The organism is Prevotella sp. E15-22 (genome assembly GCF_023204875.1).
In the GTDB taxonomy this organism is placed as follows: Bacteria; Bacteroidota; Bacteroidia; order Bacteroidales; family Bacteroidaceae; genus Prevotella.
In genome coordinates this window covers 2,152,009-2,172,287 of the sequence record NZ_CP096247.1, presented here as the reverse complement: position 1 = coordinate 2,172,287, position 20,279 = coordinate 2,152,009, and the positions used below count along the sequence as shown (strand labels likewise).

Sequence of the window (20,279 nt, the reverse complement as noted above, 5' to 3'; positions counted from 1 at the left end):
AAGATATGAAACGACTGAAAATCCTGATTTTTTTTATTTGTGCCTTGTCTCTTTCTGCGGTGGCTGCCACCGTGGAAAAGAAAGGGCATGTCGTTACGATTCGTCCTGATGGTGGCCAGGCAAAGGTGATTCGACTGGAGGTGATGAATGACAATATCATCCGTGTAAGGGCCACGTCGAAAGACGAACTGCCTGTGAAGCCGCAGAGTCTGATTGTCGTGAAGCAACAGTTGCCTGCCAAGGGGAGCTACTCGATAGAGGAGGATGCTGAGACGGTAAGGGTGAAGGCCAGGAACGTTAGTGCTGTGGTTAGCAAGAAAACAGGACATGTTGAATACTTCGACAGGAAGAACGCGAGTCTGGCTAACGAAGACTGCAAGCGGTTCTGGGATTTTCGTGTGCCTGAGCGAGAGTTGGGCATAAAAGGAGGAAAGCAGCCTACTGAGGAGCAGAAGCACGGCTTGTCGTGGCAGTTGACATTTGAGAACAATCAGGGCGAAAAGTCCTTCTATGGCTTGGGACAGCACCAGTCGGAGGAGTTTAACATGAGGGGCAAGAACGAGGACCTCTTTCAGTATAACACGAAGGTGTCGATTCCTTTTGTGCTCGCCACCGACAAAGCTACTAACAGTTGTTACGGACTGTTGTGGGATGCCTATTCGTATTGTCGTTTTGGTAATCCCAATGACTATATGCAGTTGAACTGTGCCTTCAAACTCTATGATAAACAGGGTAGGGAAGGGCATCTGACGGGTACTTATGTAGATGCTCGAGGAAGAAGGCTGGTGCGCGACGAGGACTCTATCTATTATGAATATGGGACGCCTGAGAAGTCGGAGATTGCCTTGAAGACTGACAATGGCGGCATCAAGAACCTGCCGAAGGGTTTTTCATTGGCTGGTGCCAATGTGGTGTATGAGGGCTTTATCGAAGCACCACAGACCAACAGCTATCAGTTTATCCTCTACTATGCAGGCTATATCAAGGTGTATATCGATGGTAAGGAAGTGGTGCCTGAGCGCTGGCGTACGGCCTGGAATCCCAACGCCTATAAGTTTGAGGCGCAGCTGACGTCGAGAATGAAGACTCACTTGCGCATAGAATGGCAGCCTGATGGTGGCGAGAGTTACTGTGGACTGCGTGTGGCAGAGCCTCGCTCATTGGCAGAGCGCAACGCACTGACTATCTGGTGTGAGATGGCCAAGGATATGGATTATTATTTCATTGCTGGCCAGAACCTGGATGAGGTGATCAGTGGCTATCGCACGCTGACGGGTAAGGCGTCGCTCTATCCGAAGTGGGCGTTGGGCTTCTGGCAGAGTCGTGAGCGCTATAAGACGCAGGACGAACTGGTGTCGACACTGGCAGAGTTTCGCAAGCGTCAGATTCCTATCGATAATATTGTGCAGGATTGGAACTACTGGCCTGAGGATCAGTGGGGAAGTCATGAGTTTGAGGCGTCTCGCTATCCCCATCCGCAGCAGATGCTCGACAGTGTTCACCAGATGCATGGTCGCTTTATGATAAGCGTTTGGCCTAAGTTCTATGTGAACACTGATAACTATAAGGAACTGGATGCCAAGGGATGGATGTATAACCAGAGTCCCACGGATGATATTCACGACTGGGTGGGACGTGGCTATAAGAATGGCTTTTATGATGCCTACGACCCAGAGGCGCGTAAGGTGTTCTGGCGCCAGATGGATGAGAAACTCTATACGGGTTTGAGTAAGAAACAGTCTCTCACCTCTATGGTTGACGCCTGGTGGATGGATGCCTCTGAGCCGAATGTCAGAGACTGTACGCCAATGTGGTATCGCAAGGCTCTTTGTGGTCCTACGGCTCTTGGCACATCAACGGAATACTTTAACGCTTATTCCCTGGTGAATGCGGATGCTATCTATCAGGGCCAGCGCAGTGTGTGGAAAGGAAGGAGTGATGAGCCGCGTGTGTTTCTGCTGACTCGCAGTGGCTTTGCTGGTTTGCAGCGCTACTCTACGGCTACATGGAGTGGGGACATTGGCACGCGTTGGGAGGATATGAGGGCGCAGATGACTGCAGGACTGAACTACTCGTTGTCGGGCGTTCCTTTCTGGGGAATGGACCAGGGTGGCTTCTGCGTGGAGAACCGCTACGTGAGGGCTCAGCAGTTGTTCGATCGTACAGGACAGGAGAACGAGGACCTGAAGGAATGGCGTGAGTTGCAGACGCGTTGGAATCAGTTTGGTGCATTCATCCCTCTCTTCCGCAGTCATGGTCAATGGCCCTTGCGCGAGATATGGAACATTGCGCCTGATAATCATCCTGCCTATCAGTCGTTTGTCTATTACGACCGCCTGCGCTATCAACTGATGCCTTATGTCTATTCGCTGGCCGGTTGGGCCCACTTCAAGGACTATACCCTGATGCGTGCTTTGGTGATGGACTTCCAAACAGACCAGAACGTGGAGAGTATTGGTAATCAATGGATGTTCGGACCTGCATTGATGGCCTGTCCTGTGGGTTACTACAAAGCTCGCAATCGTTCAGTGTATTTCCCTCGACAGTGTGGCTGGTATAACTTGTATACTGGAGAGAAGGTGATAGATGCTGATCCTATAGCATCCGCTAGCAATGAGGGTCGTCAACTTGTGGTTGATGCACCTTATGAGCGTATTCCTGTCTTTGTGCGCGAAGGAGCCATCATTCCTTTTGGACCTGCTATGCAGTGGAGTGACGAGAAGCCTGCTGAACTCATTCACTTATATGTTTATGCTGGACAGGATGGCGAGTTCCAACTCTATGAGGATGAGGGAACGAACTATAACTATGAGAAAGGAAAATATGCCACCATCGATATACGGTATGATGACAGTAGGAAGACACTATCCTTTGGGCAGCGAAAAGGCTCGTTTAAAGGTATGCTGAAGGACCGCCGATTCAATATCGTTTATATTGATAAGGATCATGCACGTGAACTGAATCTGGATAATCCTGTGGGACAGATGGTGAAATATAGTGGCAAGGAAATGATTGTGAGTATTCAATAACATAACACCACATAAAGATGAAAAAAGGACTATTACTAACGTCGCTTTTCGCGATAATGGCGTTTTCAACAGTAAAAGCGCAGGTTTATCTTGACGCGAAAGCACCTATTGAAGAACGTGTGAAGGATGCGCTGAGTCGCATGACGGTTCATGAGAAAATTCAGATTCTGCATGCGCAGAGCAAGTTCACGTCGGCGGGCGTGCCTCGTCTTGGCATTCGTCAGTTGAATATGGATGATGGACCTCATGGCGTGCGCGAGGAACTGCTGTGGAACTCATGGAGTCCTGCGAAATGGACGAATGACTATGTGGTGGCTTTCCCATCACTCACGTGTCTGGCTGCTACTTGGAACCGTGACCTTTCGGCGGTCTATGGTAATGCTATCAGCGAGGAGTTTGCTTTCCGTGGCAAGGATATGCTGCTTGGCCCAGGCGTGAACATCCAGCGTACACCACTCAATGGTCGTGCCTTTGAATATATGGGCGAGGATCCATATCTGGCTGGCGAGATGGTGGTGCCTTATATCCAATCGGTACAGAAGAATGGTGTGGCTTGCTGCCTGAAGCATTTCGTACTGAACGATCAGGAGATAGATCGCTTTGCTGTCAATGTTAACGTATCGGAGAGGGCCATGCGCGAGATTTATCTCTATCCTTTCAAAAAGGCTGTTGATGAGGCTCATGTGTGGAGTATCATGGGCTCTTATAACTTGTGGAAAAATGTGCATTGCTGTCATAATGATGAGTTGCTGAACGGTATACTGAAGAAAGAGTGGAACTGGGATGGTGCTCTGGTGAGCGACTGGGGTGGCACGACGAATACGCAAGAGGCTGTCTTTGGCGGCTTGGATATTGAGATGGGTACCTTTACGGATGGTAAACTCAGGGAGAGCGAGTTTACATATGATGATTATTATCTGGCTAAGCCCTTTGAGAAGCTTATTCAAGAGGGAAAGGTGCCTATGTCTGTGCTCGACGAGAAGGCTGCACGTGTGTTGCGTGTCATCTTCCGAACGGCGATGAATCCCAACAAAGTGATTGGCTCACAGTGTAGCGAGGCTCACTATGAGGCTTGTCGTCAGATTGGTGAGGAGGGTATCGTCTTGCTGAAGAACGAGAAAAATATTCTGCCGTTAAATGCTTTTAGCTATAAGAAGGTGCTGGTTGTGGGTGAGAATGCTACACGATCGTTGACGCAGGGTGGTGGTTCTTCTGAGTTGAAGACTTTGAAAGATGAGGCACCCTTGGATGCTTTGAAGCGTTACTTCACGCTTAATGGTAATGGTGTGGACTATGCGCAGGGTTATGCTTCTGGTCGTGCTATTTACGACCGCGTGGATAGGGTTAATCCTGAAGAGCAGGCTCGACTGAAGGCTGAGGCTTTGGAAAAAGCTAAGGATGCTGATTTGATTGTTTTCATTGGTGGACTGAATAAGAACACGCGTCAGGACTGCGAGAATGGCGATCGCGAGTCGTATGACCTTTCTTTTGGCCAGAATGAGTTGATCACAGAACTGGCTAAGATTCAACCTAACACGATTGTGGTGACCTTTGGCGGTAATCCGTATGCCACGCCCTGGCTCTCTCAGGTGAAGGCTCTGGTTCACTGCTGGTATTTGGGCAGTGAGTCGGGTAATGCACTTGTTAATGTGCTGACGGGTAAGGTTAACCCCAGTGGCAAACTGCCTGTGACGTTTGCTCAGAAATATGAGGATTATCCTTATGTGAAGTATGGGAAGGAGGCCTATCCTGGCGTGAACAAACAGGTTTATTACAAGGAGGATGTCTTCGTGGGCTATCGTGGCTTTGAACTCAATAAGGTGAAGGCTCTTTTCCCCTTCGGATTTGGTTTGAGCTACACGACGTTCCAGTATGGGAAGCCTGTTGTTCGTATTGATAATGATGTGATTACTGTTGAGGCTGCTATCACGAATACGGGTAAGATGGCTGGCAAGGAAATTGCTCAGGTCTATGTCTCTGCTCCCAAAAACAAGCAGATGGAGAAGCCTGTAAAGGAACTGAAGGCCTTTGCCAAGACACGTCTGTTGCAGCCTGGCGAGAGTCAAACGGTTCGTATGTCAATGAAGAAGTCTGATTTGGCTTCTTGGAGTGAGGCTTCGCATGGATGGCAGTTGGACGCTGGCACTTATACCATTCAAATTGGAGCTAGTAGTGCCGATATTCGTAGTAAGACTACGATTAAACTGTGATTTTGTTCCTGTCTCGAAAAAAGTTAGTAACTTTGCACCCATGAATATGTCTGATTTGGAAAACAAGCGTATTGCTGTACTGCTTTCGGGTGGTGTGGATAGTAGTGTGGTGGTCTATGAGTTTGCACGTATGGGCCTCCATCCTGATTGCTTCTACATTAAAATCGGTCCAGAGGAAGAAGAGGAATGGGACTGCAGTAGTGAGGAGGACTTAGAGATGGCTACAGCGGTGGCTCATAAATATGGCTGTCGCTTGGAGGTAATCGACTGTCATCATGAGTACTGGGACCAGGTGACGAAATATACGATGGACAAAGTTCGCGCTGGTCTGACACCAAACCCTGATGTGATGTGTAACCGTCTGATAAAGTTCGGCGCTTTTCATGAGAAACGCGGACATGACTATGATCTTATAGCTACAGGACACTATGCTCAGACGGAGATCATTGATGGAAAGAAGTGGCTGACAACGAGTCCTGACCCAGTAAAGGATCAGACGGACTTCCTGGCACAAATCTATGGCTGGCAGTTGCAGAAAGCGATTTTCCCCATTGGACATTATGTGAAGGATGAGGTGCGCCAGATTGCTGAGCGTGAACACTTGGTCAACGCCAAACGAAAAGACTCGCAGGGTATTTGCTTTCTGGGGAAGATTGACTATACAGAGTATGTGAAAAGATACGTTGGAGAGCAACAGGGCGATGTTATTGAACTGGAGACGGGCAAACTGATAGGTCGTCATAATGGTCATTGGTTCTATACTATCGGTCAGCGTAAAGGCTTGGGCTTTGGTGGTGGTCCTTGGTTCATCGTGAAGAAGGACGTGGAGAAGAATATCCTCTATGTGGCTCATGGTTATGATCCGTCAACGGTCTATAAGCAGAATTTTGCTATTCATGATTTCCATAGCATCAATGGCGAGATGCCTGAGGTGGATATTACTTTCAAGATTCGACATACACCAGAATATCATCGCGCCAGATTTATACCGTTAGGCGATGGACGCTATGAGATACAGTCTGAGGAAAAGATTCATGGTGTGGCTCCTGGTCAGTTCTGTGTTATATACGACAATCGCCACCACCGTTGTTACGGCAGTGGCGAGATCACTATCTAAAAGATATAAATTATATATTAAATGTCTTGAACGCATAGCCTTGCTCTTTGAGCCACTTGATGCTCTGGGGCAAGGCTGTGCGTAACTTATCTATCGACTTCAGTGAGTCGTGGAAGGTGATGATAGAGCCGTTGCGAGCGTAACGTTTAACGTTGTCTACCACATCTTCAGCGGTGAGCCATTTGGAGTAATCACGTGTGACAACATCCCACATGACAACCTTGAACTTTCTGCTAAGCCATGCATACTGACTGAGGCGCATCCATCCGTGGGGCGGACGCATCAGCTTACTGTGAATATAGGCGTTGGCCTTTTCTACGTTGTAGCTGTATTCCTTGATGGTATGACGCAATCCGCCAATGTGATTGTGGGTGTGGTTACCAACACAATGCCCTTCATCAAGTATCTGCTGGAATAGTTCAGGATATTTTCGTACGTTATCACCTACGACGAAAAATGTTGCCTTGATGCCCTCTGTTCTCAATACTTCGAGAATGAATGGGGTGGCCTCGGGAATGGGACCGTCATCGAACGTCAGGTATACTGCACGTTCGTGACGATCCATTCGCCATAGGGCTTTAGGGTATAGCCACCTGAGATAGACGGCGGGTTGCTCTATAAACATATAATCTTTTTAGCGTTGAGGCAGATGACCGCCCTTTGATGTGTACTGCTCAAGGAGCGCATATAGTCTGCTTGAGTATGTATTTGCCAATTTACTATCGATGCTGTCTGCAACACTAATCAGGTTCTGCATGATATAGAACATGTGCAACTGACAGTCGCGTTCTACAGTCTGGAACTTATCCTTGTTGAGTGACAGATAGTATGTCATGTACTGGTCCGACTTCTTCCAAAGCTTCTCTGTGAGTTCCTTGGCCTTAGCCTTGTTGCCTATGGCAGCATATGTCTGAGCCATCTCAATAGAGAAGGACTGATAGTCATGGGGAACATTACAGTCGGGGAACTCCTTCTCGGCACGGTCCAATACTTCTGCGGCACGCTTGTTGTCGCCCTTGGCAGCCAGATTCATAGCTAACTTTACAAACAGTCTGCGGTGGGTGTAGCACATGCGCATAACAGTTTCGTCAACATAGACGCCAGGCTCGCTGATGCCTCCAAACTTGAATCGCTTCATCACGTTGGTGTAAGTCTTGTCCGTGTCGAAGTTTGTCATACCTGGAAGCGGCTTCTCGTTGATGTTGGTTGTGAATGGCGTGATACGGTTGGCCAAACCCTCCTGAACGAAGTTGTCGCCCAGATTCATGTAGTTCTCCTGACCTACGGTATATGCTACGTAGATAGGACGGGTCCAGTTGGCATTTGCCAGCATCTCAAGCATCATGAGCTTACTCTTGTCAACTCCACCGAGTCCTTCCAGTGAGATGACCATGCGGTCAGGGATAGAGTCGCCCTGGATGAGCATGCCGCTCTTCTTGACAGCCTCCTTGTCGATGGTCATATACAGAGTGTCGGTAGGAATGACATTGAGCGACTGATCCAGCTGATAGTACGGGTCGTTGGCAATCTCAGGCATCTTCATCTGAGCATACATGATGGCTTCTGCCTGGCGACGCTTTAACTCGCTGTCTCGCTGGTTGCGAACCCAATACTTCAGGATGTTCTTGAGTTCATAAGGATCATCGCCGAAGAGTTGTGCTGTTTCCTGTGGGAACTCTTTCTGAAGAATGTCAATGGCCTTACGAATCTTATTGTCCACACGGATATATTCATTGGTGCCAGAGCAGTACTCTAAGCGACTCCATGAGATAGGAAGTGCAGGTGAGTCGTAGGCAGGACGAATCATCTGGTCTATATACCAATCGGTCTGCAGGTACGAGAGATTACATACGCGGGCATCGGTACGTACACCTTCCGTGTCTTGATTGTACCAAAGAGGGAATGTGTCGTTATCACCATTGGTGAAGATAATTGGATTGCCTTCTTCCTGCATTGACATCAGATAGTTCTGGCCAAAGTCGCGGCAGGTGTAGCGACCAGAGCGGTCGTGGTCGTCCCATGTCTGTGAGGCCATCTGGATAGGTACCAGTAGGGTGACAATCGAGACGAGGATGGCAGGCACCAGCATGTTCTTCTTCATGATGTTGTTAATCATGCTGATGATAGCTGCAACGCCCATGCCACACCATATTGCGTAGGCATAGAATGAACCTGCATAGGCGTAGTCACGTTCGCGTGGCTGTTCTGGTGTCTGGTTCAGATAGACAACAATGGCTAAACCTGTCATGAAGAACAGGAAGAATACCACCCAGAATTGTTTGATACCCTTTTGACCTGTCATCATGGCCTGCCAGAAGATTCCAAGAATACCCAGCAGCAATGGCAGACAGTAGAATACATTGTGTCCTTTGTTGTTCTTTAAGTCATCAGGTAGTAACGACTGATTACCAAGTCGGGCATTGTCGATGAAAGGAATACCTGACAGCCAGTTGCCGTGCTCCAGTTCGCCATGGCCCTGGATATCATTCTGACGACCGGCAAAGTTCCATAGGAAGTAACGCCAGTACATCCAGTTGCATTGGTACGCAAAGAAGAATTTCAGATTCTCCCATTGTGTGGGAACGGTAACATAGTTGCCTTGACGATAGTTTGAAGGCTCCTGAGTGCCCTTGAAACCACCGACCCAACTCTTGTATTGGGCAATGTGGCGGGGGTTGTTGCTGTACATGCGTGGGAACAGCATGTTCTGGGCATACTTAGGCTTGTCCTTTGTACTAACGATAAAGTATGTGTCGGGCTCGTTGGCGTCTTTCTTTTCCTTGCGCTGATAAACGGGCTGACCTTCGTCCATCTGTACATGGCCGTCCTGGTCAATCTTGTACTCAGAACTGAACGATTGGCCATAAGCCAACGGACGATAACCATATTGGTCACGGCTCAGATAGTTACCCAAGGTAAAGATATCCTCTGGAGAGTTCTGGTCCATAGGAGGGTTAGCCGATGAACGGATAACGATGACAGCATAAGTTGAATAGCCAATCATCAACATGAGCATACACAACAGAGTGGTGTTTTTTAGACGTGGAGAGATGATCTGCTTCTTCATGCCAGGCGCAAACAGTATAACTGCGATGAGACCTAATACGAAGACTCCAATAAAGAACGCGCTCCAACCAAAACCGTAGAAGGGTATTCCCAACATGCCAATAGACAGCAGGAATGCAACGTTCTGGCGCACCCAGCTTTTCTTGGTGTCCTTGGCCATTTGTGTTTCATAGATGGCCCAGATAACCAGTCCAACGAGTAGAACGAGATAGATATACTCACCCATGTTGAACGACATGCCCAATGTGTTGACAAAGAATAACTCAAACCATCCGCCTACAGTTATGATACCTGGCACCACACCATAGAGAACGGCTGCCAGCAAAAGGAATGAGATGAGCAGTGCCACCATGCTTCCTTTGATGTTGGCATTGGGGAAACGCTTATAGTAGTATACCAACACAATGGCGGGCAGACAAAGCAAGTTCAGCAGGTGAACGCCAATAGAAAGGCCTGTCATATACATGATGAGCACCAACCAGCGGTCAGAGTGAGGCTCGTCTGCGTGATCTTCCCATTTCAGTATAAGCCAGAATACCACGGCGGTAAAGGCTGAACTGTATGCATATACCTCACCTTCAACAGCCGAGAACCAGAAGGTGTCGCTGAAGGTGTAGATGAGCGCGCCAACAAGACCGGATGCTTCGATGGTGACGAGTTTCCATGTAGACAACTCCTCCCATTTGTCGATGAGCAGACGGCGTACAAGGTGCGTGATACTCCAGAAAAGGAAAAGTATACATGTTGCCGAGAGCAACGCACTCATCGTGTTTACCATGCGCGCCACTTGGGTGGGATCACTTGTAAACTGTGAGAAGAGGTTTGCTGTCAGCATGAAGAACGGTGCACCAGGTGGGTGGCCGATTTCAAGTTTGTAGCCAGTGGTAATAAACTCAGGGCAGTCCCAGAAGGAGGCTGTCGGCTCGATGGTTGAACAATATACGAAGGCTGCGATAAAGAAAGTAAGCCATCCGAAGATATTGTCCACGAGGCGGAATTGTTTCATTTTTATAGGTTTGTTATTAACGTTAAAACTTCATTCAGCCTGCAAAGGTAACAATTATAATTGAGAATTGAAAGCCAAGAAATAAGAAATTTCTACTACTCTACATTAATTAACAAAAGAGCCATCCTGTCCCATAGACGAGTAGCCAGTAGCGAAGAAATTTGCCGATGGCGATACTGACAAAAGATATGAGCAAGTTAGCTCGTGTTAATCCAAGGATTACCGTGATGGCACTTCCCAAGATAGGAAGGAAAGCAAAGAATCCCATCCAGGCGCCACGCCCAGCCATAAATCGCTGGGCGCGTTCCATATTTTGTTTCTTTATTTTGAGGAAACTCTCAATCCACTCAATCTTTCCTTGTCGTCCAACAAAATAGTTGAAAACTGAGCCTAAGGTGTTGCCGATGGAGCCATAGACAACTAATTGCCAGCCATCCAATCCTGACCCTAACAGAATGAGCATGACCGTTTCGCTCGAGAATGGAAACACACTTCCTGCAAGAAAAGCGGCAAGAAGCATGCCCCAATAGCCATAGCCGGTGAGTAGTTCAATAACCCCATCCATAGTTGACTATCGTTTGATTACTTAATTCTAACAGTGATGTGTTGGTGCTAACTATTGAAAGCAGTATAACCAATATGACGATACCGATGAAGAGGTAATTGGTGACTTTTGTTTTTGTAAAAGTGAAGAAATGGGCGATAAAGGGACACGCACAGATAATCATGACACGTATAAGTATGTCGTAGTGCTGAGGCTGCAGTAGGATGAAAATGCCCACTGCCAGCCCGATCCACTGAAGAAATGCATATATTTGGCGTGTTCGGATGCGCTCTTCATAACTTCGTCTCCAGAAGTTGATGGCTCCAGCTATAGCAAGTGCCGCGATAAGTACGAATACAATAGTCTGTATTGGCGACAGAGCGATGTTGGTTTCGGGTAACTGTCTCAATGGCTCGAAATGCCTGATGATGCCATCGTAGTCTTGTCTGTACAGGTAAAAGGGTAGGGCCAGCCAGTATGGTGTGATGGCACCGAGTATGGAGGTGAGCCACGTGCGCCAGTTTAGCGATTGTAGCATGTATACAGACAGGAGCCATATCAAAGGGATGAAGTATATGACTTGAATAAAGAATAGACTCGCTATTCCTATGGAAAGATATGCATTGTAAGTCTTCCCCACATCATCGGGTGTCTGGTAGCAGAGAAATATCATGAAAAACGAAAAAGCTACGCACAGACCAATGACGCCTGCCTCTGTTGAAGCGTAATTGAATCCGCAACATGCCGCAATCATGATGAATGTTGAAGTGATCATCCAACTTCTAATACGTAGTAGGATGAGACTCTTGTTCATTTCTATCATCAAATAGTTGGTGGCAACAAAGCATGCCAGTTGCCACCAAAGATGAGATGAGAAAAGTCCTGCCATGATCCATGTAATCAGACCATAGATGGAACAGACATAGATTGTCAGTATACTTTCAGCAACACGGTTCTGTAGGCGCTTTTCCAAGGTGGTAATATGTATACTAATCCCTTTTAATGTGAATTATAAGTCGGCACCGATGTCGCGACGGAAATACTGATCGGTAAACTTAATCTTCTGAGCCTCAGTGAACGACTTCTTTAAAGCTTCTTCCTTGTCTTTTCCATAAGACGAAACTGCAATGACGCGTCCACCGTTCGTTACAACCTGACCGTCTTTCATGGTTGTACCTGCATGGAATACAACAGAACCCTCAACTTGGTCAATACCACTGATGGGGTAGCCTTTCTTATATTCCTGAGGATAGCCACCGCTTACCAGCATGACACATACAGCTGCCCGTTCGTCATATTCGATGGCACGCTGATCCAGATTGCCTTCAGCAACACCTTCCAGTAAGTCAACTAAATCACTCTTCAGGCGCAGCATCACGCTTTCTGTCTCAGGATCTCCCATGCGGCAGTTGTACTCGATGACCATGGGTTCGCCTTTGACATTGATGAGTCCGAAGAAGATGAATCCTTTGTAATCGATGCTTTCTGCTTTAAGCCCCTCAACCGTTGGACGGATAATGCGGTCTTCCACCTTCTTCATCCATTCTTTTGTGGCGAACGGAACTGGTGAAACGCTACCCATGCCGCCAGTATTCAGGCCTGTGTCACCTTCGCCAATACGCTTGTAGTCCTTGGCCTCGGGAAGAATCTTATAATGATCACCATCTGTCAGAACAAAGACGGAGCATTCGATACCGCTCAGAAATTCCTCGATAACGACGCGACTTGACGCATTGCCGAACATGCCACCCAGCATGTCTTTCAATTCCTTTTTAGCCTCGTCGAGTGTGGACAGAATCAATACGCCCTTACCAGCACACAAACCGTCTGCCTTAAGAACATAAGGTGCCTCTAATGTTTCCAAGAAAGCCAGACCTTCTGCGAGATGCTCACCGTCGAATGTGGCATAGCGCGCTGTTGGGATGTTGTGGCGCTGCATGAATCCTTTGGCAAAGTCCTTTGAACCTTCGAGTACGGCACCAGTTTTTGATGGACCAATCACAGGGATGTTCTTCGTTCTTTCGTCGGCTTTGAGATTGTCGTAGATGCCTTTTACCAATGGGTCCTCAGGACCAACAACAATCATGTTGATACCTTTCTCTACGGCAAACTGCTTGATGGCCTCAAAATCGTCGGCCTTCATGTTTACGTTCTCTCCGCAGTCTGCGGTTCCTGCATTACCAGGGGCGATAAACAGTTTCTCCACTCGCTCACTTTGAGCAATTTTCCAAGCCAAGGCGTGCTCGCGGCCGCCGCTTCCCAACAGTAAAATCTTCATCTCTTTACAATTGATTTCAAAATTTGTCTGCAAAGGTAAACATATTTTTTGTCATTGCAAAGAAAACAATAACGATTTTAATGTTGTTTGGAAAGTGAAATTACGAATCGGGCGCCAGGACCTGCATAGGTCGTGTCAAGGACAACGTCTCCGCCAATGCGATGAGCGAGCATCTTGCAGAGGGTTAATCCTAATCCGAGTCCTTCTTTAAACTTGTCCAGCTTCACAAAACGTTCAAAGATACGATCAGCCTCCTCTGGCGCAATGCCGCAGCCTGTATCCTCAACGGTTATCTTTAAGTGCTTGTCATCAGCGTCGGCTTTAACAATGATATAGCCAGAAGTGGTATTTTTGATAGCATTGTCCAGCAGAATGTTCACCATGCGGTATAGCATCTTCTTGTTAATCTGTGTGGTGAAGCCTTCTGGCAGCATGCTGTGCAGATGAAGGTCCACTCCGTTGCTCACCTTTTCTTTATGCTCGTTGATGATGTCTGCCAGTGCTTGTGTCACATCCAAATCCTCGGTCTTTACGGCCTCGCCGCTGTTCTCGTTGAGCGATAATTCAATCATCTCGTCAAATTGACTGGTAATCAAATTCGTGTTTTTGAGAACCATCTGCGAGATGTTCTGTCGCTCCTCGACACTCAAGTCAATATTGGGGTCTGAGATAACCTGTGCAAAACCTGAGATGATGTTTAATGGTGTCCTCACCTCATGGTTTATATTGCGTATAAAGGCCGTCTTCATGTTGTCAGACTCCAATGCGTGCTCGTAAGCCTCTTTGAGTTGGCGTTCGTGACGACGTCGGCTGATAACAATATAGGTAAGTGCTCCAATCAGCAACAAAAGCAGCACGATGACTGCTGACATTCCAATCATTCTGTTCTTCGCCGATTCGCGTTCCATCTCAAAGATACGAATCTCGTCCTGAATACCCTGCATGTTGTTGCTCAGGATGACGTTGTTAATGGAGTCATCGCTGGCCTTTTCCTTTCTGAGCGACTCATAGGCCTCTTTCCACATGCCTGCATTCTTGTAGAGATTGGTGATAATATCGGTGCCTTGCTCACCCATCTCTGCGCGAGCCATCTCTATGGCTTTGTCTATATTGCCAAGATAGGCTTCATGATAAATCTCAATGGTTCGGCCATGAACAGAGGAAAGACCATTCTTAACACCTTCCTTGTAGTATTTATAACCTTCCTCGAATTTCTCCGTATCTCCCAGGTTATAGTAGCTTAATACGCGTCTCGTCTCAATATCAAACACTCTCTCTGGCGAATATTTCTTTGCGATCTCAGAAGCTCTGTTTAGCATTTCAATAGCTTCTATAGGGTCGTCGCCCATTTCTACATTAACAATGTTCATGTAGATTGGAGGCATACTTTCATAGTAGCCGTACTTCTCCATGAGCGCGATGACCTCGCGAAATGCTTTCTTGGCAGCGTCGAAGTTTCCGCAATAGCGATAGATATGTCCCATCATGTTGATGGCCATATACATCTCTTTGTCTAGTCCGCGTTCGCGCAATTCCTTTGACAATTGTCTGGCTGCCTTGTAGGCTTCCCAGATCTTCTGTCTGTTCATCAGGAATACAATCTCATTACACCGTTGGGTGTAATAATTGTGTAGATCGTCCTGAGAAAGAAGATAATCTTCCAGATTTTTTATAGCACTGAAGAAATGCGCACTGTCACCTGTGTTAAAGGCACGACTCATAGAGTCGCGAAGAGCATGAAATGTCTCGTCGTTCCTGCAGTCCCTGGCTTCTGCGGTCAAAAGCGTACCCAGAGTTAAGATAACGCTTAACCCCCAACGTTTAACATCCATTGGCGTTTTAGTTATGTTTTGGTTAGTAATCGACTGCAAATATAAGCAATAAATTTTTAACGACCAAGGGTTTGCGCATTTTTTTTACTTGAGATAATCCTCGAAATACTGGGTGATACGCTCGTGCAGGTGCACGCTGGCGTGGCCACGCATGTTGTGCTCTTCTCCAGGATATGCAAAGAAGTCTGGTTGTGTGCCTGCTTTGATGCATGCGTCGAGGAACGACAAGCAATGTTGTGGCACAACGGTGTTGTCGTTATATCCAGTAATAATCTGTAACTTTCCTTTTAAATCTTTTGCTTTGTTTATCAGACTGACTTTCGCATAGCCTTCAGGATTGTTCTGTGGTGTACCCATATAGCGTTCGCCGTACATCACCTCGTACCATTTCCAGTCGATAACAGGACCACCGGCTACGCCCACTTTAAACACATCGGGGTAGTTGGTTATCAGTGAGATTGTCATAAAGCCACCGAACGACCAGCCATGCACGCCCAGTCTGTTCATGTCGACATAGGGTAGGGTGCGCAGATAGTCAACTCCCTTCATCTGATCCTGCATCTCAATTTGTCCAAGTTGGTGGAACGTGGCCTGCTCAAAGTCACGTCCACGGTTCTCTGATCCGCGGTTGTCGAGAATAAAGAGAATATAACCCTTCTGAGCCATGTATGTCTCCCACGAGCGACTGGCCCAGTGCCATGAGGCTTCTACGTTATGGGCGTGTGGGCCACCATAGACATAAACCACGGTGGGGTATTTCTTGTTTGGATCAAAATCGGCAGGCTTCACCATGCGCCAATACAAGTCAGTTACGCCGTCGGCAGCCTTGATACTTCCGCTTTCGTATTGGGGAATCACGAAACCGTCCCAGGGATTCTTAGACGATAGCAGTCGGATGTTCTTCTTTGTTTGGATGTTTACCACATCAATGGTTCGTGGTACGTCAGGTTCTGTGTATTTGTCGTAGAGCAGTGTTCCGTTTCCTGAGAGTGTGGCGTAGTGAACACCCTTACCGTTGTCCAACAGCGTGCGCTTGCCAGTCTTGGTGTCAACGGCATAGTGGTTGCGCTGCAGAGGATGACATTCGTTTGATGCAATGATAACAGATTTGTTCTTCTTGTTGAAACCAAGTACTTCCATTACAACCCATGCACCTTTCGTCAGTTGCTTAACACATTCACCTTTTATATTATATATATACAGGTGGTTGTAACCATCCTTCTGACTTTGCATCAAGAACAGACTGTTGTCCCAAGGTAGAAACACAATGGGGTGTAGTGGCTCCACATACTTCGTGCTGGTTTCACGATACAATTCACCAATCTTCTCGCCTGTAGCAGCATCGTAGCTCACCAGTCGGCAGTCGTTCTGCTCTCGGTTCAACTCAAACATATAGATGGTCTTAGAATCAGGACTCCATGCGATATTGGTGAAGTAGCGGTCTGTGGGGTCGCCTGCCTTCAGATAGATGGTCTTGTTGGTGTTCAGATCATAGACTCCCACAGTAACCTTGTGCGAAGTCATGCCGGCCATAGGATATTTGTCAGGCTCATAACTGGCTGAACGTGGGAAAATGTCTACCTGTGGGTAATCCGTCACCATGCTCTGATCCATGCGATAGAAGGCCAGGCACTGACCGTTGGGACTCCAGAATGTACCCTTCTCAATGCCAAACTCGTTGCGATGTACGCTCTGTCCATAGACAATCTCTCGTGAGCCATCCGTAGTCAGCTGCTGTGTGCGATTCTGAACATCGGCAACAAACAGTTGATGGTCCTGAACATAGGCCGTCGCTTTCGATGCTGCATTCCAGTCGTTGGCTGTTTGTCCAGAAACACTGTCTTGCCATATTATCTGATGCTTCTTGAAGTCAATAAGCAGAACAGCATGCTTGTTGCCTACCTGCACAAGCGACTTGTCTGCATAGGGGAATGTGGCATTCATCAGGTGGCGCACTTGCTTCACATCGTCACTCTTTGCCCACTTGTTTATCTGGTCGAGTGTGAAGAGCAGACTCTTCTTGCCTGTCTTGACATCAATGGCATAACATTCCTCCACATCGGTCTGAATGAGTTGGTCGCCCCACCATGTGAGCCACATGTTCTCTGGCTGCAGGTTGTGATAGTTGGTGCCACCAAAATTCAGGTCTTCGAGGGTAAACTGTTTCTGTGCAGACATCATAGATGTAGTAGAAAAAAGAAGGATGGACGCGACTGCGCGCGTCCATTTGTTATTGAAATTAATCTTCATCGTTGTTGAATCGGTTGTTTCGTTTGCTGCCTTTGAATCCTTTGCCACCCTTACGGTCAAAACGCTCGCGGTCGCCTCGGTCTCTTTGTGGTCCTCTTGAGTCTTTGGATCTTCTTGGACCTCTGGTTTCCTTGAAGTCGCGATCTCTTGAACTTAGTTCGTGACGATGGAAGGTGAACGAGCGAATGTCGCTATCTTCATTCTCCTCCTGTTCGTCCAATCGCTGCTTAAACTCGCGGTTTTTCTTGAAACGGTGCTTCTCGGCCATCTGGCGCTTTTCCTCTTCAGTCTTTACGGTGCCGCCCTCGCTACGGAAGGTCTTCAGCTTTCCGTCAAAGATCTGGTACTTGCGGAACTCGCATTCCAGAGAACCATTGTATACAGGAATCTTGATACTTGGTTTCAGACCAATCTGCTCGAAGCACTCTTCACGGTACGACAGGATCCATGCATCATTGTTTAAGAACTGATGCTTCAGTCTCTCACCAATCATACGATAGGTACCCAGCAGGTCGGGTGTTGAGATGCGCTCGCCGTAAGGAGGATTACATACGAGGATGCTCTTTTCCTTAGGCTGTGAGAAGTCCTTGAAGTCCTGCTGCTCGACAGTGATGTCGGCAGTCAGTCCTGCAGCTTTGGCATTCAGACGAGCCGTGTTCACAGCCTTCATATCGATATCGTAGCCGTAGATATGGTGCTTGAACTCACGTTCCTTCGAGTCGTCGTTGTAGATTTTGTCGAAAAGGTCTGCGTCAAAGTCAGGCCATTTTTCGAAAGCATATTCCTTGCGGAACAGACCTGGAGCCATGTTGCGGGCGATGAGGGCAGCCTCTACGAGTAGGGTGCCAGAGCCACACATGGGATCAATAAAATCGGTCTCTCCCTGCCAACCTGTCATCAGAATCATACCAGCAGCCAAAACTTCGTTCAGGGGTGCTTCGACACTTTCCTGACGGTAGCCGCGGCGATGCAGTGACTCACCACTTGAATCGAGGCAGAGCGTGCACTCACTCTTGCCAGGAGCCACGTCGGCAATATGAATGTGCAGACGCAAATCAGGATTGGCCACAGAGATGTTGGGGCGTTTGCCTGTTTTCTCGCGGAACTGGTCTACGATAGCGTCTTTAACCTTATAGCTTACAAACTTTGAGTGGCGGAATTCCTCAGAGAATACCACAGAGTCAACAGAGAAAGTGCGGTCGTTGTCTAAGTATTCGCTCCAGTCGATTTTCATGATTTCTTCGTAGACGTCGTCGGCACTCTGAGCCTTAAAGCGGTGGATGGGCTTTAAAATCTTGATGGCCGTGTGAAGAGAAAAGTTTGCACGATACATCATTTCCTTGTCGCCCGTAAACGACACCATGCGTCTACCAATTTGTACATTGTTCGCCCCTAATTGGGTCAGTTCTTTCGCCAGCACAGGTTCCAGTCCCATGAACGTTTTGGCGATGAGTTCGAATTCGTTTTCCATTTTCTATTTGATTTCGTCTGCAAATTTACTAAAAAATGAGGGGCGGACAAAATTAATTTCGATTTATTTTTGCGTTTCGGAAATAATTTGTAATTTTGCAACAACGAACACCTAAAGGATTGATTAACATGCTACTAATACCTGCTGCCAATATATTGCTTGAAGTTCAACAGTTCGAAGTGATGCCTTTCGTCCTGATGGGCCTTGTGATGGTAGCGCTCATCTTTTTTCTTCGGATGCAGGTGCGTCATGCAAAACAAATAAAGTCTGAGCTTAACTTACTAAAATCTTTAGAGAAACACAATGTTGAGTATGAATTTGTGTTAGGCGTGATGCGCTTGTCTATCTGGCATCTTGACACTACGACGGGCCAATTAACGTTTGAGCAGGATTTCAGAGAGAAGGGTAATAAATATTTCTCGAATGCTGATGGTATGACTTTTCAAGAGACGATCATGGCTCTTGATTCTCGTGATGCCGATCGTGTGAATCAAGCTCTGATTGACCTCTGCGAGGGACGCCGTTCGTCATACCATGAGATGTATCGCGTCAAGGTGCCATACGACAATTCTGTGTATTGGGAAGAGAGCTATGCTACGGTGGCTGATCGTAATGCCGATGGTAAGCCAACAAAGATTATTGGAACTACCATGCGCATAGATGACCGTAAGGCGATGGAAGAGGCGTTGGTGCAGGCTCGTAATCGTGCGGAGGAGAGTGACCGGCTGAAAACGGCCTTTATTGCCAATATGAGTCATGAGATACGTACGCCATTGAATGCGATTGTAGGCTTCACTAGCTTGCTGCCCGATATTACAGATGATGCTGAACGTCAGGGCTTGCTCGATTTGGTTAACGAGAATACCCAGAAACTGTTGCGTATTGTTGACGATGTGGTGAGTATCTCAAAGATTGAGTCTGGTCAGGAGCAACTTGTGATGACCACCTTCGACCTGAACAATTTGTTGATTGAGGTCATGAACTATTTCGCATCGAAGGTTAATCCGAATGTCGAAATGAAGCAGAGCTTCGCTCAGGAAAGTCTTACGATTACCACGGATATGATTCGCTTGAGCACCATTGCCAAACATCTCGTCTCTAACGCTACGAAGTTTACCACGCAAGGCATCATTGAGGTGGGGTATGACCAGCCGCAGGATGGGCGTGTTGTGATTTGGGTTCGCGATACAGGAAAGGGTATTGCAGAAGAGAATCTGGAGCGCATCTTCGAACGTTTCTTTAAGGTTGACGAGTTTGTGCCTGGCGCAGGACTTGGTCTCAGCATCTGTCGTGTGATGGCCTATAGCTTGGGTGGTGAGATAACTGTCGACTCAAAGTTGGGCGAGGGTTCAGTATTCAGAGTGTCCATCCCCATTTAATAATAATGTATTAGGCATTATGCCATTATATGCTAAACGTGCGCCATAGTGATATAACTACTATGGCGCACGTTTTTGCTATTCTTGTCTCACGTGT

At 47.3% G+C, this 20,279-nt stretch carries 12 protein-coding genes; 4 read left to right on the top strand and 8 right to left on the bottom strand.

Features of this window, described 5'->3' with window-relative positions; all coding sequences use genetic code 11:
• Window positions 1-5: 5 nt before the first annotated feature.
• The 3 genes from M1D30_RS08860 to mnmA are packed head-to-tail and all read left to right on the top strand — an operon-like array spanning window position 6 to window position 6,356.
• Entirely contained in the window at window positions 6-3,029 is a 3,024-nt protein-coding gene (locus tag M1D30_RS08860; protein ID WP_248503136.1) for a TIM-barrel domain-containing protein, read from the top strand.
• A 17-nt stretch (window positions 3,030-3,046) separates the two neighbouring features.
• Window positions 3,047-5,239 carry a glycoside hydrolase family 3 protein gene (locus M1D30_RS08855; RefSeq protein ID WP_248503131.1) on the top strand — a complete coding sequence of 731 codons (2,193 nt, stop codon included), beginning with the start codon at window positions 3,047-3,049 and terminating at the stop codon, window positions 5,237-5,239.
• Window positions 5,240-5,279: 40 nt separating this feature from the next.
• The gene (mnmA, locus tag M1D30_RS08850) at window positions 5,280-6,356 is read left to right on the top strand and encodes a tRNA 2-thiouridine(34) synthase MnmA (protein WP_248503129.1); all 1,077 of its coding nucleotides are present in this window, start codon (window positions 5,280-5,282) and stop codon (window positions 6,354-6,356) included.
• 10 nt (window positions 6,357-6,366) lie between these two features.
• On the opposite strand, the gene M1D30_RS08845 is transcribed toward mnmA, so the two are convergent.
• From M1D30_RS08845 to M1D30_RS08810, 8 genes are all read right to left on the bottom strand, one after another.
• Window positions 6,367-6,981: a polysaccharide deacetylase family protein gene (locus M1D30_RS08845; protein WP_248503114.1), complete on the bottom strand. Its 615-nt coding sequence runs from the start codon at window positions 6,979-6,981 to the stop codon at window positions 6,367-6,369.
• Window positions 6,982-6,990: 9 nt separating this feature from the next.
• A complete protein-coding gene (locus M1D30_RS08840) occupies window positions 6,991-10,428 on the bottom strand; it encodes a protein O-mannosyl-transferase family (RefSeq protein WP_248503112.1) in 3,438 nt (1,145 codons plus the stop codon).
• A 109-nt stretch (window positions 10,429-10,537) separates the two neighbouring features.
• On the bottom strand, window positions 10,538-10,993 hold the full coding sequence (locus M1D30_RS08835) for a YqaA family protein (protein ID WP_248503105.1): 456 nt from the start codon (window positions 10,991-10,993) through the stop codon (window positions 10,538-10,540).
• Complete coding sequence (locus tag M1D30_RS08830) at window positions 10,977-11,945, bottom strand: hypothetical protein (protein WP_248503103.1); 969 nt, start codon at window positions 11,943-11,945, stop codon at window positions 10,977-10,979. Before M1D30_RS08830 ends, M1D30_RS08835 begins: the two co-directional genes overlap by 17 nt.
• Before the next feature lie 36 nt (window positions 11,946-11,981).
• The gene (purD, locus tag M1D30_RS08825) at window positions 11,982-13,250 is read right to left on the bottom strand and encodes a phosphoribosylamine--glycine ligase (RefSeq protein ID WP_248503101.1); all 1,269 of its coding nucleotides are present in this window, start codon (window positions 13,248-13,250) and stop codon (window positions 11,982-11,984) included.
• A 77-nt stretch (window positions 13,251-13,327) separates the two neighbouring features.
• Window positions 13,328-15,082 (bottom strand): tetratricopeptide repeat-containing sensor histidine kinase, encoded by a 1,755-nt coding sequence (locus M1D30_RS08820; RefSeq protein ID WP_248503100.1) that lies wholly within the window; start codon window positions 15,080-15,082, stop codon window positions 13,328-13,330.
• Window positions 15,083-15,166: 84 nt separating this feature from the next.
• A complete protein-coding gene (locus tag M1D30_RS08815) occupies window positions 15,167-17,332 on the bottom strand; it encodes a DPP IV N-terminal domain-containing protein (RefSeq protein WP_371874063.1) in 2,166 nt (721 codons plus the stop codon).
• Entirely contained in the window at window positions 17,322-18,803 is a 1,482-nt protein-coding gene (locus tag M1D30_RS08810) for a class I SAM-dependent RNA methyltransferase (RefSeq protein ID WP_248503098.1), read from the bottom strand. The genes M1D30_RS08815 and M1D30_RS08810 overlap by 11 nt, the downstream gene beginning before the upstream one ends.
• A 128-nt stretch (window positions 18,804-18,931) precedes the next feature.
• Here M1D30_RS08810 and M1D30_RS08805 point away from each other — a divergent pair, with 128 nt between their 5' ends.
• Window positions 18,932-20,182: a HAMP domain-containing sensor histidine kinase gene (locus tag M1D30_RS08805; RefSeq protein ID WP_248503088.1), complete on the top strand. Its 1,251-nt coding sequence runs from the start codon at window positions 18,932-18,934 to the stop codon at window positions 20,180-20,182.
• Window positions 20,183-20,279: the final 97 nt, after the last annotated feature.

What these genes read in the sequence shown, in the direction of transcription:
- mnmA (WP_248503129.1), top strand. Translation starts at nt 5,280, where the DNA reads ATGAATATGTCTGATTTGGAAAACAAGCGTATTGCTGTACTGCTTTCG.
- M1D30_RS08835 (WP_248503105.1), bottom strand. Translation starts at nt 10,993, where the DNA reads ATGGATGGGGTTATTGAACTACTCACCGGCTATGGCTATTGGGGCATG.
- M1D30_RS08855 (WP_248503131.1), top strand. Translation starts at nt 3,047, where the DNA reads ATGAAAAAAGGACTATTACTAACGTCGCTTTTCGCGATAATGGCGTTT.
- purD (WP_248503101.1), bottom strand. Translation starts at nt 13,250, where the DNA reads ATGAAGATTTTACTGTTGGGAAGCGGCGGCCGCGAGCACGCCTTGGCT.
- M1D30_RS08860 (WP_248503136.1), top strand. Translation starts at nt 6, where the DNA reads ATGAAACGACTGAAAATCCTGATTTTTTTTATTTGTGCCTTGTCTCTT.
- M1D30_RS08820 (WP_248503100.1), bottom strand. Translation starts at nt 15,082, where the DNA reads ATGGATGTTAAACGTTGGGGGTTAAGCGTTATCTTAACTCTGGGTACG.
- M1D30_RS08840 (WP_248503112.1), bottom strand. Translation starts at nt 10,428, where the DNA reads ATGAAACAATTCCGCCTCGTGGACAATATCTTCGGATGGCTTACTTTC.
- M1D30_RS08810 (WP_248503098.1), bottom strand. Translation starts at nt 18,803, where the DNA reads ATGGAAAACGAATTCGAACTCATCGCCAAAACGTTCATGGGACTGGAA.
- M1D30_RS08815 (WP_371874063.1), bottom strand. Translation starts at nt 17,332, where the DNA reads ATGAAGATTAATTTCAATAACAAATGGACGCGCGCAGTCGCGTCCATC.
- M1D30_RS08805 (WP_248503088.1), top strand. Translation starts at nt 18,932, where the DNA reads ATGCTACTAATACCTGCTGCCAATATATTGCTTGAAGTTCAACAGTTC.
- M1D30_RS08845 (WP_248503114.1), bottom strand. Translation starts at nt 6,981, where the DNA reads ATGTTTATAGAGCAACCCGCCGTCTATCTCAGGTGGCTATACCCTAAA.